Annotated in this window: 11 protein-coding genes and 2 rRNA genes (1 of these 13 cut by a window edge); 3 read left to right on the forward strand and 10 right to left on the reverse strand. The window is 64.9% G+C overall.

What is annotated here, in order from left to right:
• Positions 1–69: 69 nt before the first annotated feature.
• The 3 genes from H2509_RS09795 to xylF all read right to left on the reverse strand — a co-directional run bounded on the left by H2509_RS09795 (position 70) and on the right by xylF (position 3653).
• Entirely contained in the window at positions 70–897 is an 828-nt protein-coding gene (locus tag H2509_RS09795) for an ATP-binding cassette domain-containing protein (protein ID WP_182164783.1), read from the reverse strand.
• Positions 898–908: 11 nt separating this feature from the next.
• On the reverse strand, positions 909–2210 hold the full coding sequence (locus H2509_RS09800; protein WP_182164785.1) for a sugar ABC transporter permease: 1302 nt from the start codon (positions 2208–2210) through the stop codon (positions 909–911).
• A gap of 399 nt (positions 2211–2609) precedes the next feature.
• On the reverse strand, positions 2610–3653 hold the full coding sequence (gene xylF / locus H2509_RS09805; RefSeq protein WP_182164787.1) for a D-xylose ABC transporter substrate-binding protein: 1044 nt from the start codon (positions 3651–3653) through the stop codon (positions 2610–2612).
• A gap of 336 nt (positions 3654–3989) precedes the next feature.
• Between xylF and H2509_RS09810 the strand changes: the two genes are divergently transcribed.
• Genes H2509_RS09810 through H2509_RS09820 form a run of 3 tightly spaced genes read left to right on the forward strand, consistent with a single transcriptional unit; the run spans position 3990 to position 8351 of the window.
• Positions 3990–5258 (forward strand): ROK family protein, encoded by a 1269-nt coding sequence (locus H2509_RS09810; RefSeq protein ID WP_182164789.1) that lies wholly within the window; start codon positions 3990–3992, stop codon positions 5256–5258.
• Positions 5259–5289: 31 nt separating this feature from the next.
• Positions 5290–6705 (forward strand): di-heme oxidoredictase family protein, encoded by a 1416-nt coding sequence (locus H2509_RS09815; protein WP_182164791.1) that lies wholly within the window; start codon positions 5290–5292, stop codon positions 6703–6705.
• Positions 6702–8351 carry a CRTAC1 family protein gene (locus tag H2509_RS09820; protein WP_182164793.1) on the forward strand — a complete coding sequence of 550 codons (1650 nt, stop codon included), beginning with the start codon at positions 6702–6704 and terminating at the stop codon, positions 8349–8351. Before H2509_RS09815 ends, H2509_RS09820 begins: the two co-directional genes overlap by 4 nt.
• On the opposite strand, the gene H2509_RS09825 is transcribed toward H2509_RS09820, so the two are convergent.
• From H2509_RS09825 to H2509_RS09855, 7 genes are all read right to left on the reverse strand, one after another.
• Entirely contained in the window at positions 8352–9491 is a 1140-nt protein-coding gene (locus H2509_RS09825; protein ID WP_182164795.1) for a thiolase family protein, read from the reverse strand.
• Positions 9488–10897: an AMP-binding protein gene (locus tag H2509_RS09830; protein ID WP_182164797.1), complete on the reverse strand. Its 1410-nt coding sequence runs from the start codon at positions 10895–10897 to the stop codon at positions 9488–9490. Before H2509_RS09830 ends, H2509_RS09825 begins: the two co-directional genes overlap by 4 nt.
• Positions 10894–11451 (reverse strand): biotin transporter BioY, encoded by a 558-nt coding sequence (locus H2509_RS09835; protein WP_182164799.1) that lies wholly within the window; start codon positions 11449–11451, stop codon positions 10894–10896. Before H2509_RS09835 ends, H2509_RS09830 begins: the two co-directional genes overlap by 4 nt.
• Positions 11448–12083, reverse strand: coding sequence for an energy-coupling factor transporter transmembrane component T family protein (locus H2509_RS09840; RefSeq protein ID WP_182164801.1), 636 nt, complete (start codon positions 12081–12083; stop codon positions 11448–11450). The genes H2509_RS09835 and H2509_RS09840 overlap by 4 nt, the downstream gene beginning before the upstream one ends.
• Complete coding sequence (locus tag H2509_RS09845) at positions 12080–12832, reverse strand: energy-coupling factor ABC transporter ATP-binding protein (RefSeq protein ID WP_182164803.1); 753 nt, start codon at positions 12830–12832, stop codon at positions 12080–12082. Before H2509_RS09845 ends, H2509_RS09840 begins: the two co-directional genes overlap by 4 nt.
• 75 nt (positions 12833–12907) lie before the next feature.
• A 5S ribosomal RNA gene (gene rrf, locus H2509_RS09850) occupies positions 12908–13023 on the reverse strand.
• 72 nt (positions 13024–13095) lie between these two features.
• Positions 13096–13838 (reverse strand): 23S ribosomal RNA (locus H2509_RS09855); it runs 1978 nt beyond the window's last position.

The raw sequence follows: 13838 nt of genomic DNA on the forward strand, positions 1-13838 counted from the left end.
GCAAAATCCGCCCGGATCGAAACCGTCCGGGCGGAGAAATGTCGGAAATTTCAGACGGCGAGGCGATTGTCAGGCCGCTGCCTCGCCAGCGAAGGCGCCGGGGCCGGGTGCGGCACCGGGAGGGCACTTGCCGAGGATGATCATGCCGAGCACCTCATCCTTCGTGACGTCGGAGGTGCGCGCAGTGCCGACCAGCTGGCCGTTCTTCATCACCGCCACACGATCCGCGAGATCGAAGACGTCGTGAATGTCGTGGCTGATCAGGAAGATGCCGATCCCCTGCTCCTTGAGCTTCTTGGTCAGTTCCGCGACCTGCGCCGTTTCCTGCGGCCCGAGGGCTGCCGTCGGCTCGTCCATGATGATGATGCGCGCATTGAAATGGATCGCGCGGGCAATGGCGATCGACTGCCGCTGGCCGCCCGACAGCGCCCGCACCGGATCCTTGAACTTCCTGAAGTTCGGATTGAGGCGGTGCATCACCTCGCGCGCGGCCGCTTCCATGGCGACATCGTCAAGCGTGCCCCAGGGCGTGCGCAACTCGCGGCCGAGAAAGAGATTCGCGGCGGCGTCCACATTGTCGGCCAGCGCCAGCGTCTGGTAGATCGTCTCGATGCCATAGCGCTTGGCATCGCGAGGATTGCCGATATCCGCCTTTTCGCCATTGATGAAGATGTCGCCGCCGTCGGCGCGGTAGGCGCCGGACAGCATCTTGATCAGCGTCGACTTGCCCGCGCCGTTGTGGCCGAGCAGGCCGACCACCTCGCCCGGAAACAGGTCGACGGTCACATGATCGACGGCGTGAATGCCGCCAAAGGCGATCGACATGTCGCGCATCTCGACCAGCGGCGTGCCGGAAACGGTCGAGGAGCCCGGAACATGGTCCAGTTTTCCTGTCATGGTGTCCTCCCTCAGCCGGCGCGGCGGCGGTAAAGCGTATCGACGAAGACGGCGACCACGAGCACGACGCCGACGACGATGTTCTGCAGCGGCGTATCCAGGCCAAGCAGCACCATGCCCGTCTGCAACGACTGCATGACCAGCGCGCCGAGCATGGCGCCGGCGACCGTGCCCGCACCGCCGGCGAGCGACGTGCCGCCGATCACGGCGGCCGCGATCGTGTAGAGTTCGTCGAGCGTGCCCTGGGCGTTGGTGGCCGACGTCAGGCGCGCCGTGGAGATCGCCGCGGCGATTGCCGTCAGCATGCCCATCAGCGCGAAGACGTAGACGGTCACCTTCTTCGTATCGATGCCGGCCAGGGCCGCCGCTTCCGGATTGCCGCCCAGCGCGAAGACGTAGCGGCCGAAACGGGTGCGCTTGGCGATGAAGGTCATCACGATGCCGACGCCGATGGCAACGAGGACCGGCACGGCATAGCCGAAGCTGATCGACAGCCCGCCATCCGGCACCGGAATGGAATTAGCCTCCGCATAGCGGCGGGCGAGCGCGGGCGGCAGCGTATAGGCGTTGACCACCCAGGTCGCACCGACGATCGCCAGCGTGGCGAGACCGACGAGCGACACCTCCGCCCACATCGGTTTCAGCGGGAACTGGAAACGCTTACGCTGCCGGCGGGCATTGATGGCGGCGAAGACGACGAGCGCCACGGCCACCGCCGCGATGATCCAGCTCCATGTCGCGCCGATCGCACCGTCCGCACCGCCGCCGATCAGCTTGAAATTGTCGTCGGTCAGCGGAATGGTCTTGCCCTCGGCCACCCACCAGGCCGCACCGCGCCAGACAAGCAGCCCCCCGAGCGTGACGATGAAGGCCGGCACGCCGAGATAGGCTATAACGAAACCCTGCAAGGAGCCGATCAGGAGGCCCACCACGATGCCGACGCCCAGCGTGCCGACCCATACCAGCGGATGGTTGAAGCCAAGTGCCGGGGTCAGGTAGGACGCTTGGAACACCGCCATGATCATGCCGGTGACGCCGAGCACCGAGCCGACGGAAAGGTCGATGTTGCGGGTGACGATCACCAGCACCATGCCCGTCGACATCACGGCGATCGACGCCGTCTGCACGGAGAGGTTCCAGAGGTTTCTCGGCGACAGGAAGGCGCCGCCGGAAAACACGTCGAAACCGACCCAGATCACCAGAAGGGCGGCAATCATGCCGATCATCCGGGTGTCGATTTCCATGGCCCCCAGGACCGACCGCTTCGCGGCGGCGGGCCGCGTGGCGGCTTTGGTGTCAGAGAACGTCGACATGGACACTCCGTGGGAAATCCGCGTTTGTAGACACGCCGCCGGTATCAGGCATCAACCTGGCCGATTGCAGCATGGTCTGCTTCGTTGAACCGCGAGCGGTGGCACAGCCGCGCCTGACGCTCCAAGCCATCCCGCCGCCACTGCCATCAGGCCTGTCGGCGGCTGCCCGGGATAGCTGCTCGATGTGCTCCATCATCCCGCCCGCGCCATAAGGGACGCAGGCAAGTGGCTCAAGTCGCGAATTCAGGATAATCCATCACTCACGCCGGCGCACCAAAGGCATTTGCCGGAGCACTTCCTTCGGCCGGAGCGTCCCGCTCCGGCAACCTCGCACGAAGGGCGAGGAAAGCTGCGGTCCGACGGCCCTTGCAGACCATCGGACCACGCATCGGTTCTTGCTTAGTGGCAGGCCGCGACCGAGCCGGCCGGAACGCCCTGGCAGACCGTATCCTTGGACACCCAGCCGGCGTCGATGACGACGTTCAGGTTGTCCTTGGTGATCGCCAGCGGCTTCAGGAAGGTCGCGGTCATTTCCACGCCCTTCGGGCCGTCGGACCACTTGGAAGCGCCCTCGACCTTGCCGAGTTCGGTGCCCTTGGCCAGCTCGACGGCGATGTTGGCGGCCGCCTTGCCGAGTTCGCGGGAATCCTTCCACACGGAAACGGTCTGGGTGCCGAGCGCGACGCGATTCAGTGCCGCATGGTCGCCGTCCTGGCCGGAAACCGGCACCGACCCGGCGAGACCCTGGGCCGCGAGCGCGGCAACCGCGCCGCCCGCCGTGCCGTCATTGGAGGCGACGACCGCGTCGACGTGGTTGTTGTTGGCCGTCAGGAACTGTTCCATGTTGCGCTGTGCGTTGGCCGGAAGCCAGCCATCGGTATAGGCCTCGCCGACGACCTTGATCTTGCCGGCGTCGATCGCGCCCTGAAGCACTTCAAGCTGGCCGGAATGCAAGAAATCGGCGTTCGGATCGGCCGAAGAGCCCTTGATGAAGACGTAGTTGCCTTCCGGCTTCACCTTGAAGACTTCCTGCGCTTGGATACGGCCGACTTCCTTGTTGTCGAAGGTCAGGTAATAGGCACTCGGGATCTCGATCAGGCGGTCGTAGCCGACCACCGGAATGCCCTCGGCGGAGGCCTTCTCGACGGCCGGGCGGATCGCGTCGGCATCCTGCGCGAGGATGATCAGCGCATTGGCGCCGCGCGAGATCAGGCTCTCGACGTCGGAAAGCTGCTTGGCAGCGGAAGACTGGGCATCGGCGGATATATACTTGGCGCCGAGCGCTTCAAGCTGCGCCTTGATCGCTGCTTCGTCGGTCTTCCAGCGCTCTTCCTGGAAGTTCGACCAGCTCACGCCGACGGTGATATCCTCGGCCTGGACCGCGCCGGACAGCGCCGTCGCGGAAAGCAGCACCCCGGCGAACAGGGGGACGAGTTTGCGCATTTCGGGTTTCCTCCTTGTAGACACCGCTCCTCCCAATCGGAACGGAAATTCCTTCTGGCGGATGCATGAGGCCCAGGCCATCACACGCGCGGAACGCCGCATCCGACAATTTTTTTGGCATCCGAAAAAAAGTTGCTCTAATCCGTTCCTCCTGTCAACATGGTTTCGCAAGAGCGGCGGGCGCAATGCAGAAGATCGAGCAGCGGCCGCACCCGGAAGACCCTGGACGGACGGAGGAAATCCGCCACGAATCGGGGCGGCGGGAAAATGCCGGAAACCTTCCGCACCAGACGGAAGGCGTCCGTGGGATGGAAAGCTGGGATTGGGCGAAAGCGCATGACGGAAAAGGCCGACCGCGATCAGATACGCCGGCAGAACCGTTCGATCGTATTGCAGGCACTGCGTCGGGACGGGCCGCAGGCGCGCATCGATCTCGGCCGGGCGACGGAATTGAGCCCTGCGACTGTCACCTCGATTACCTCGGATCTTCTGCAGGAAGGCCTGATTATCGGCATCGACGATCAGCCGCCAAAGGAGAAGGCCGCACGCGGACGGCCGCGCAGCCTGCTCGCGCTCAGCCCGAAAGCCGCCTTCGTCGTCGCCGTTAAAATTTCGGTGAACAGGATCGAACTGGTGCTCGCCGATTATTCCGGCTCGACGCGGGCGCGCGAGCGCCACGGCTTCAACAGCGCGTCCGTGACGCGGGAGGGATTTGTCGCCCGTCTGGTCGAACTGATCACCGCCTTCCTCGCCGCAAATGACGTGCCCGCGGCTTCGGTTCTGGAGATTTCCATCGCCGCGCAGGGCGTGGTGGACAGCAGCACCGGCATGCTGGTGTGGAGCCCGGCCCTCGCGGTCCGCAACGTGCCGCTGGTCGAGCCTCTCGCCCGCGCGCTCGGCGCGCATTGCATGCTGTCCAACGACACCAACATGATCGCCGAGGCCCTGCACTGGTCCGATCCCGCGCGCTATGGCGGCACCTTCGCCGTGATCTTCATCGACTACGGCGTCGGCATGGGCCTTTATGTCGACAACCGTCTCTTCGTCGGCGAGACGGGGGCAGCGGCGGAGATCGGCCACGCCAACCACATTCCGCACGGGGCGCTCTGCCGGTGCGGCAAGAACGGCTGCCTCGAAGCCTATCTCGGCGACTACGCCATCCTGCGCGCGGCCAGCGGCATGCCCGATTCCACCCCGCCGCTCGATATTGCTGTGACCCCCGAGACGATCGCCGGCCTGGTGCAGGCCGCCGAGGCCGGCGACGGCAAGGCTCTCGCGGCTTTCCGGGCGGCCGGCGCGGCACTCGGCTACGGCATCGCCCGACTGATGGCCATGCTCGATCCGCGCCGCATCATCCTGACCGGTGCCGGAATTCGTGGCTACCGCTACATGAAGGAGGGGCTCGACCACGCCTTGCGGGAGGCGCTTGTGGAAGACCTGCGCCGAACGGTGGAAATCGAGACGGTCGACTGGGAGGAAGACCTGATCATGCAAGGCACGATCGCGCAGGCGATGCGCCGCTTCGACCGGGAGATCTTCGGCGAGGCGAGGTCGCAGGCATCGCCTGAAGCGGCTTCGGACGAGCGGCAGTCCGAACTGAGATAACCGCGTGAGAGGATCAGGGAGGATCCGCGCCATGAAGTTTCCGCTTGCCGGGGCGCTGCTCGCCCTGGCGATCGCAGCCCTGCCGGCCGATGCCGACGATGCCCGGCCCTGGCAGGAGCAGGTGCTTGACGGTTATCATGCCTTCGATCCGACGGCCGCCGACACGCCGAAAGCGCTCGCCACTCTCATCGAGCGCGGCGAAAGGCTCTTCAAGGGCAAATTCGTGATCGAGGAAGGCGCCGGCCGGCCGGAAGCCACCCAGGCGATTATCCCCACCAAACGCCGCCGCCCCGCCGCCGAAAGCCACCAGCGCCTGTCCGGTCCCGACGCCAATTCCTGCCAAGGCTGCCATTTCGACCCGGTGCTCGGCGCCGGCGCGCCCTTCAGCTCCAATGCCTTCGTCTCGGAAGGCTTCGATGCGGCCGACTTCGATACTACGGACCCGCAGTTTTCCAACGAACGCAATTCCATCGCCCTGCAGGGTGCGGGCCTCGTCGAATTGCTGGCACGGGAGATGACCGCCGACCTCCACCGCCAGCGCCGGGAGGCCCTCAGGACCGCCCGTCGAACGAGAGACCCCTTCAGGCAGGCGCTGTCCTCCAAGGGCGTCTCCTTCGGCGAGATCACCGCATCGCCGGACGGGCGCATCGACCTTACGAAGATCGAGGGCATCGACAGCGATCTCGTCATCCGCCCGTTCTCGCACAAGGGCGTCATCGTCTCGCTGCGCCAGTTCGCGGTCAATGCGCTCAACTCCCATGTCGGCATCGAGGCGGATGAACGCTTCGGCGCACGCTGGACCGGCACCGCCGATTTCGATGGCGACGGCAGGGAAGACGAGATCGGACCGGGCGACATTTCCGCCCTCGTCGCCTTCAAGGCGACCCGTCCCGCCCCGACGCGCAAGACCGATCTTCCGGAGGACTGGCAACAGGCGGCTGCAAGCGGCGAGGCCCTGTTTTCGCAGATCGGCTGCGCCTCCTGCCATATCCCTGCGCTGCCGCTCGACTCCGCCGTGTTCGAGGATCCGGGCCCGCTCGACACCGCCGGCACCCTGCGGCGGGCGGAGGTGGAGCGGCCGATCCGCTTCGATCTGGCGGAATTTCCCTGGGCGAAGGGTCTCGAGCGCGACGACAGGGGCCGGCTGCTCGTGCCGCTATTCGGCGACCTCAAGCGCCACCAGATTTCCGATACGCGAAACGAACGCCTCGGCAACGAACTCATCGCGCAGCGCTTCGTCGATCGCGACGTCTTCATGACCGCCGAACTCTGGGGCGTGGGTTCGACCGCACCCTACGGCCATCGAGGCGACCTGACCACGCTCGACGAAGTCATTCTCGCGCATGCCGGCGAGGCGACCGACGCCCGCAAGGCCTATACCGCGCTTCAGGACGCCGACCGGCAGACGATCATCGCCTTCCTGCGCAGCCTGGAGATCGCCGAATGACCCGCGCTGTTATTCTCTCCGGCGTGTTCCTTGCCGCGCTTTCGCTGGGCTCGCCCGCATTTGCGCAGGAAAGCTCCATCGCCCCGGTGCCGCATTTCCATGAGGAAGCGCTGAGCGCCGGCATCTCGCACCAGTATGCCGGTCCGTGGGAATATTTCGTCGGCGGCGGCGTGGCGATCTTCGATTGCGACGGCGATCGCAGGCCCGACCTCTTTCTTGCCGGTGGCATCGAAAAAGCCACGCTCTACCGCAACCGGTCGGCGGCCGGCGGTGCGCTCCGGTTCGAGGAAACCGACACAGGCATCGAGCAGGACCGCCTACTGAAGATCACGGGCGCCTATCCGCTCGATATCGATAATGACGGCATCAAGGACCTCGCCGTCCTGCGCGTTGGCGAAAATCTCCTCTTGAAGGGCAAGGGCGATTGCCGCTTCGAGGAAGCGAACCGCGCCTTCGCCTTTAACGGCGGCAGCGCATGGTCGACGGCCTTTGCCGCAACCTTCGAGAAAGATGCCCCTTACCCGACCCTCGCTTTCGGCAATTATGTCGACCGCTCGGCGCCGGGCGCGCCATGGGGCACCTGCCACGACAACGTGCTCCTGAGGCCGAAAAAGGCGGAAGCGCCGGACTATTCCGAGCCGCAACTCCTCAATCCCGGCTATTGCAGCCTGTCGATGCTTTTCACCGACTGGAACCGCTCCGGCGAACCGGCTCTGAGGATTTCCAACGACCGGCAATATTACCGCGGCGGCGAAGAGCAGCTATGGGCCGTCAATCCCGGCCGCCCGGCCCGGCCCTACCGGCGCGGCGACGGATGGCGACACGTCAAGATCTTCGGCATGGGCATCGCCAGCGCCGACCTGAACGGCGACGGCTTTCCCGAATACGCCCTGACCAGCATGGGCGACACCAAGCTGCAGACGCTGGATCAGGAGAGCGAGGAGCAATTCCCGATCTATCGCGACATCGCCTATGATCTCGGCGCAACCGCGCACCGCCCCTATACCGGCGACGACACCCGCCCCTCCACCGGCTGGCATGCCGAATTCAAGGACGTGAACAACGACACGCTTCTCGACCTCTTCATCGCCAAGGGCAACGTGGAGGCGATGCCGGACTTTGCCGGCTTCGATCCGGACAACCTGCTGATCCAGCAGTGGAACGGCAAGTTCGTGGAAGAGGGAATGGAAGCCGGCCTGGCGCTCGACCGCAAGGGGCGCGGCGGCGGCATTGCCGACCTCAACATGGACGGCCTTCCCGATATCGTCGTCAACAATCGCGGCGGGCCGGCGAGCCTGTTCCGCAATCTCGGCGCCGGCACGGCGGAAAGGCCGGTACCGCTCGGCAACTGGCTGGCGGTGGAGCTTTTCCAGAAGGGCGCGAACCGTGACGCCATCGGCGCGCAGATCAACGTCAAGCTCGGCAACCAGACGCTGACCCGCGACGTGATGATCGGCGGCGGCCACGCCTCTGGCCAGATCGGCTTCATCCCCTTCGGCACCGGCGTCGCCGAGCGGGCACAGATCCGCGTCCGCTGGCCGGATGGCGACTGGAGCCACCCCTACCGCGTCTTCACCAACAATTTCGTGCGCATCGAGCGAGGCGCTCCGGACGCCGAATACTGGTATCCGCCAGAAGAAGAGTGATCAGGCGCGTTGCATCAGCACGGAGGTCGCAAGACCTCCGGCTGCCGCGATTGTCGCCAGACCGAAAGCGCCCGGCCTTTCCTTTGCCAGCTCATGAAACAGCCGCACGGCAAGGATTGCACCGGATGCACCGATCGGATGGCCGCGCGCCAACGCCCCGCCGCCCCGGTTGACGATCGTCTCCGGCAATCGCAGCGCATCGACACAGGCAATCGCCTGCGCGGCGAAAGCCTCCATCACCTCGGCGACCGCCAGATCCCGCTCGGACAGTCCGGCCTTCCTGAACAGCCGGCTTGTCGCCGCGATCGGCGCAAGCCCCGGCAGTTCGGGCAGGGCGCCACGCGAACAGCCGTCCGTCAGGCGCATTGCCTGAGCAATTCCCTTCCGCGCTGCCAAGCGCGGCGACATCAGCGCCACGAAGGCCGATGCATCCGCCTCAACGGCCGTTGTCGCCGCCAGGATGCCCGTCGGCTCCGCGCCCGCCAGTTTCCGGCTGCGCAAGCAGGCCGCAGGGCGGAGCTTGCGTGTGTAGCCATCCCAGCCCATGTGCTCGATCGTGACGATTTCCCGTGCCCGATCCGAGGACAGTGCTTCGAAAGCCTTGCGGTGGCTTTCGACGGTCCAATCCACCTGCCTGTCGGTGGATATATTCATCGCCTGCGCGAGGCTCGCGGCCGCCACCGCCATGTCCGGATCGCGGGCGGGCCAGGGGGTGAAGGGCGGTCGGTCGTAAGCCTCCGGCTCTTGATCGGGTTCGAGCGGGCGCGTGGCGCGGATCGGCGCCCTGGAGAAACTCTCCACCCCGCCGGCCAGCACGCAGTCGGCCGCACCGCTTTCGATCAGCCTTGCCCCGTAAAGGATCGCGTCCAGCCCGGCGCAACACTGCCGGTCGACGGTGATCGCCGGCACGCTGTCCGGCAATCCGGCAAGAAGCGCCGCCCGCCGCGCCGGATTGCCACCTCCATAGAGCGCGTTGCCGGCAATTACCTCGTCGACCTCGTCACCCTCGATCCCGGCATCGGCCAGACATGCCGCCATCACTGGCGCAGCAAGGGCATCCACTTCCAGAGACCTGAAGGCGCCCCTGCGTGGCAGCACGGCGCTACGCCTTGCGGACGCTATGAAGACCGGACCGCTCACTCCGCGTCCTCGCGCATCCGTATCATCTGCTCCAGGCGCTGAAGATCCGTCTTGCCGCCCGCCGTCAGCGGCCAGTCTTCAACGAAATGAAACCGGCGCGGCACCTTCACCGGCTCGAGATCGCGCAAGCACAGCGCCCGGAGCGTCCCGGCGTCGGCCGGCGCTTCCGCCTTGACCGCCGCGACGATGCGGGTGCCCCTCAACGGATCGCTGAAGCCGAAGGCGGCTGCAGCGCTTACATTCGGATCGCTTTCCAGAATGGTTTCGATCTCCTCGGCGAACACATTGACCCCGGCCGACACGAACATGCGCTTGCGGCGCCCGGCGAGGAACAGAAAGCCATCCTCGTCGACATGGCCGCAATCGCCCACCGTCAGCCAGCCGTCCTGCCAGCGCGTTTCCCCGTCGCCGCCCATTTCATAGCCGTCGAACAACTGGCCGCTCCGAACGTAGATGAGTCCCGTCTCCCCGGCAGGTAAAATCCGCCCGTTATCGCCCCGGATCTCGATGTCTATCCCTGGCAGCGCCCGGCCGACCGAACCGGCCGGGCAGTCGTCGCCCGTTTCGTGCGCGGCGATGAAACTGGTCTCCGAGGTGCCGTAGAATTCATGCAGGCGGGCATTCGGGAAAGCGTTCGCCACCGCCCGCCGGTTTTCCTCATGCCACTTGGCGCCGCTGACGAGGATCTGCGCGATATCGGGAACGGGCCTGCCGACCCGGTTTGCCGCAAGGCTGAGCAGCTGAAGCTGCGTCGGCGTCGCATAAAGCACGTTCGCCTTTTCCTCCGTCATCTGCGCCAGGATCGCGGCGGGCAGGAAGAGCCGGCTGACAATTGCCGCCGCACCCATGTGGAGGGCCTGGATTGCGCCGTAAAGATGCAGCGAATGGGTCAACCCACCCGGAATCAGCACGCGATCCGACGCGTTCAGGCCGAAATGGCCTTCGCTCACCGCGAAGCTTGCCAGCCACGAACCGTGCGAGCGGCGGAAGGCTTTCGGCACCCCCGTCGAGCCGGAGGTGAAGCCGATATAGAAGGGATCGTCAGGCTTCGGGACAGGAAGGTCCGAAGGACCGGGATCCCGGCGAAGCTGCTCCTCGACGACAAGGGTCGGGTTCGTGCCCTCAATCACGGCCCGCCGCTTTTTCTCCGGCCAACCGGCATCGCAAATCATCGCGACGCGGGCGGCGCGGGCGCATGCCAGCATCGCCATCATCAACTCGGCGGGTTCGCCGATAAAAAGCGCGACCTTGTCGCCGGGCTGCGTGGTATCGGCAAGCCTTGACGCGCCTTGCTCGACAGCCAAGGCGAGTTGGTTCCAGCTCAGCTGGAGCGAACCGGAGACAAGCCCTGTTTCATCCGGTGTCCGGCGCGCCTTTTCGAAGAGCGGCGCGCCGACCCAGGTCATACCCGGGAAACCAGCGCGCTCGGCATTCCCCGCGCCACCGTCTGGGCAACGACTGCCGTGATCGCCACCTTGATCAGGTCGCCGGGAATATAGATCAGGCTGCCGATTGCGGCTTTCGACAGCGGCAGGTCGGCCATGATCACCAGGCCGGGAATGCCGAAGAGATAGACGACGCCGATGCCGCCGACGATCGCCGATACCGCCGCGGAGAAGATCACGGAGCGATTCTTCATCGTCCGCATGATCGCCCCGGTGACGAAGGCGCCGATCGGCCAGCCAATCAGGAATCCGACCGAGGGCCCGGCAAAGACGCCGAGACCGCCCCGGCCACCAGCCAGCAGCGGCGCGCCAATGGCGACGAGCAGCAAAAAGAGCAGCACGGCAAGCGCCCCCCGCACCGAGCCGAGCATCACGCCCGCCAGCATGACGCCAAGTGTCTGCGCGGTGATTGGAACGCCGCCGAGAAAGGGAATCTGGAAGAGCGGCATCAGTCCGAGCGCGGCGATGAGGGCCGCATAAAGGGCAATGTGCACAAGGCTGCGATCGCTGGTCATAGAGTGGTTTTCCTGTCTTTCGTTTCCGGCGCGAAGCCGTCCGCCCCGCCGCGTGCGGCAAGCGCTTCCGCGACCCGGTCCGCCGACCCGAGCGCCTGCAGCGCGAACGGCGCGATCAGGCGGACGCCGCCTTTCCTGCCGCTTCGCGCGCGATAGGCTTCGCCCAGGCTCGCACCGATACCGATCAGGACGGGTGCGAACCTCAGCACCAGCCCGATGGCAAGCGCGAGCTTTTTTTCGGGCAGGCCGAGCCGGCCGAGCGGCTGCAATACGCCCCTGAGCGCGTCGAGCAGATCATCCATCTTCGTCGTCAGGCTGACAAGCGTAGCCAAAAGCACCATGGCCAGAAGGCGAAGCACCATGACAACGCCGGCGGATCCCGTACCCGAGAAGATATGCAGTGCCAGCAGGCCTGCAAGCAGAACCGAGAGCGAGCGGAGGAACTTCAGTTGCCGAAGCCCCTCCCGGCCCAGGCATGCGAACAGGCCGAGCACAAGCAGAAGCACGGCCCCGAGCACGCGCGGGCTTTCGATCGGCAGCACAATGATGGTGGCAAGGCAAAGTCCGGCGAGCTTCGCTCCGGCCGGCAGCCGGTGCAGGAAGGTTTCGCCGGGAAGATAGACGGAGATCACAGGCTCTGCGGCGCTAGGTCCGCCGCTTTGTTCAGTGCGAATTTCCGATAGACGGGCAATACCGTAGCCGGCGGCCCGTCGGCCTTGACCCCGCCGCCGTCGAGCCAGATCAGGCGGTCGAAACCGTCATAGACGTCAAGATCGTGGCTGATCAGGATCACCTGCAGCGGCAATGTCCCCAGCACCGCCATCAGATGGGTTCGCACGGCGAGATCGACGCTGGAAAATGGCTCGTCCAGAACCAGTACGTCCGGCTGCATGACCAGAACCGATAGCAGACAGACAAGATGCTTCTGTCCTTCGGAGAGTTCGGAAACCGGTCTGTCGATCCAGCCTTCGCAGCGATATTCGCGCAGGATTTCCAGCGCCGTTGCCCGCGCGGCCTCCTTGGCCGCACCCTGTTGGCGCAGGCCGAAGGCAATATCCTCGCCTACGGTCGGAAAGATGATCTGGTGATCAGGATTCTGGAAGAGGAAACCAACCCTGGACGCCGCAAGTTTGGGCTCTTTCGCGGCATCGACGCCACCGACCAGCACCTCACCCTCGTCGGCCCTTAGCAGGCCGTTCAGCAGGCGCGCGAGCGAGCTTTTGCCGGAGCCATTCAGCCCGACAAGCCCGATCCGCGCTTCCCGCATTTCAAGGGAGAGGTTTTGCAGCACCTGACGGCTGCCGCGCCTGAGCGAAACAGAACGCAACAAAAGGCCCGCTGTAGCAGCAGGCCTTTTCTCAAGCTCGTTTTTCTGGAGCATCAATCGCTGGTCCTAGCATCGTGCCGGGACATCCTGTCCTGTAGAGATATTCCCTTATATACATGCGTTAAGCGGGCCTGGCGGCGACCTACTTTCCCGCGGCTTGAGCCGCAGTATCATTGGCGCTGGGGCATTTCACGGCCGAGTTCGGAATGGGATCGGGTGCTGGTTTCCCCGCAAGGGCCACCAGGCCGGCTTAGCGCAAGTACTGAGGGAGTGAACTGGTCTTGTTTGTTTGTTTTGATGGGCATTGATTAATGAGAGTGATCAAGCCGAACGAGCTATTAGTACCGGTAAGCTTCACGCATTGCTGCGCTTCCACACCCGGCCTATCGACGTGGTGGTCTTCCACGGCTCTTCAGGGAGAACTGGTTTTGAGGTGGGTTTCCCGCTTAGATGCCTTCAGCGGTTATCCCTTCCACACATAGCTACCCTGCAATGCCGCTGGCGCGACAACAGGTCCACCAGAGGTGTGTCCATCCCGGTCCTCTCGTACTAGGGACAGATCCTCTCAATTCTCCTACACCCACGGCAGATAGGGACCGAACTGTCTCGCGACGTTCTGAACCCAACTCACGTACCACTTTAATCGGCGAACAGCCGAACCCTTGGGACCTGCTCCAGCCCCAGGATGTGATGAGTCGACATCGAGGTGCCAAACGATGCCGTCGATATGGACTCTTGGGCATCATCAGCCTGTTATCCCCGGCGTACCTTTTATCCGTTGAGCGATGGCCCTTCCACGAGGGACCACCGGATCACTATGGCCGTCTTTCGACTCTGCTCGACTTGTCAGTCTCGCAGTCAGGCAGGCTTATGCCATTGCACTCGACGAGCGATTTCCGACCGCTCTGAGCCCACCTTCGCGCGCCTCCGTTACACTTTGGGAGGCGACCGCCCCAGTCAAACTACCCGCCACACACTGTCCCGGGCGTTGTTGCGCCGCGGTTAGATATCCATGCAGACAAGGGTGGTATTTCAAGGGTGGCTCCACGCGAGCTGGCGC

The organism is Stappia albiluteola (assembly GCF_014050225.1).
GTDB classification, from domain to species: Bacteria; Pseudomonadota; Alphaproteobacteria; order Rhizobiales; family Stappiaceae; genus Hongsoonwoonella; species Hongsoonwoonella albiluteola.

What these genes read in the sequence shown, in the direction of transcription:
- H2509_RS09820 (WP_182164793.1), top strand. Translation starts at nt 6,702, where the DNA reads ATGACCCGCGCTGTTATTCTCTCCGGCGTGTTCCTTGCCGCGCTTTCG.
- xylF (WP_182164787.1), bottom strand. Translation starts at nt 3,653, where the DNA reads ATGCGCAAACTCGTCCCCCTGTTCGCCGGGGTGCTGCTTTCCGCGACG.
- H2509_RS09815 (WP_182164791.1), top strand. Translation starts at nt 5,290, where the DNA reads ATGAAGTTTCCGCTTGCCGGGGCGCTGCTCGCCCTGGCGATCGCAGCC.
- H2509_RS09800 (WP_182164785.1), bottom strand. Translation starts at nt 2,210, where the DNA reads ATGTCGACGTTCTCTGACACCAAAGCCGCCACGCGGCCCGCCGCCGCG.
- H2509_RS09810 (WP_182164789.1), top strand. Translation starts at nt 3,990, where the DNA reads ATGACGGAAAAGGCCGACCGCGATCAGATACGCCGGCAGAACCGTTCG.
- H2509_RS09835 (WP_182164799.1), bottom strand. Translation starts at nt 11,451, where the DNA reads ATGACCAGCGATCGCAGCCTTGTGCACATTGCCCTTTATGCGGCCCTC.
- H2509_RS09845 (WP_182164803.1), bottom strand. Translation starts at nt 12,832, where the DNA reads ATGCTCCAGAAAAACGAGCTTGAGAAAAGGCCTGCTGCTACAGCGGGC.
- H2509_RS09830 (WP_182164797.1), bottom strand. Translation starts at nt 10,897, where the DNA reads ATGACCTGGGTCGGCGCGCCGCTCTTCGAAAAGGCGCGCCGGACACCG.
- H2509_RS09795 (WP_182164783.1), bottom strand. Translation starts at nt 897, where the DNA reads ATGACAGGAAAACTGGACCATGTTCCGGGCTCCTCGACCGTTTCCGGC.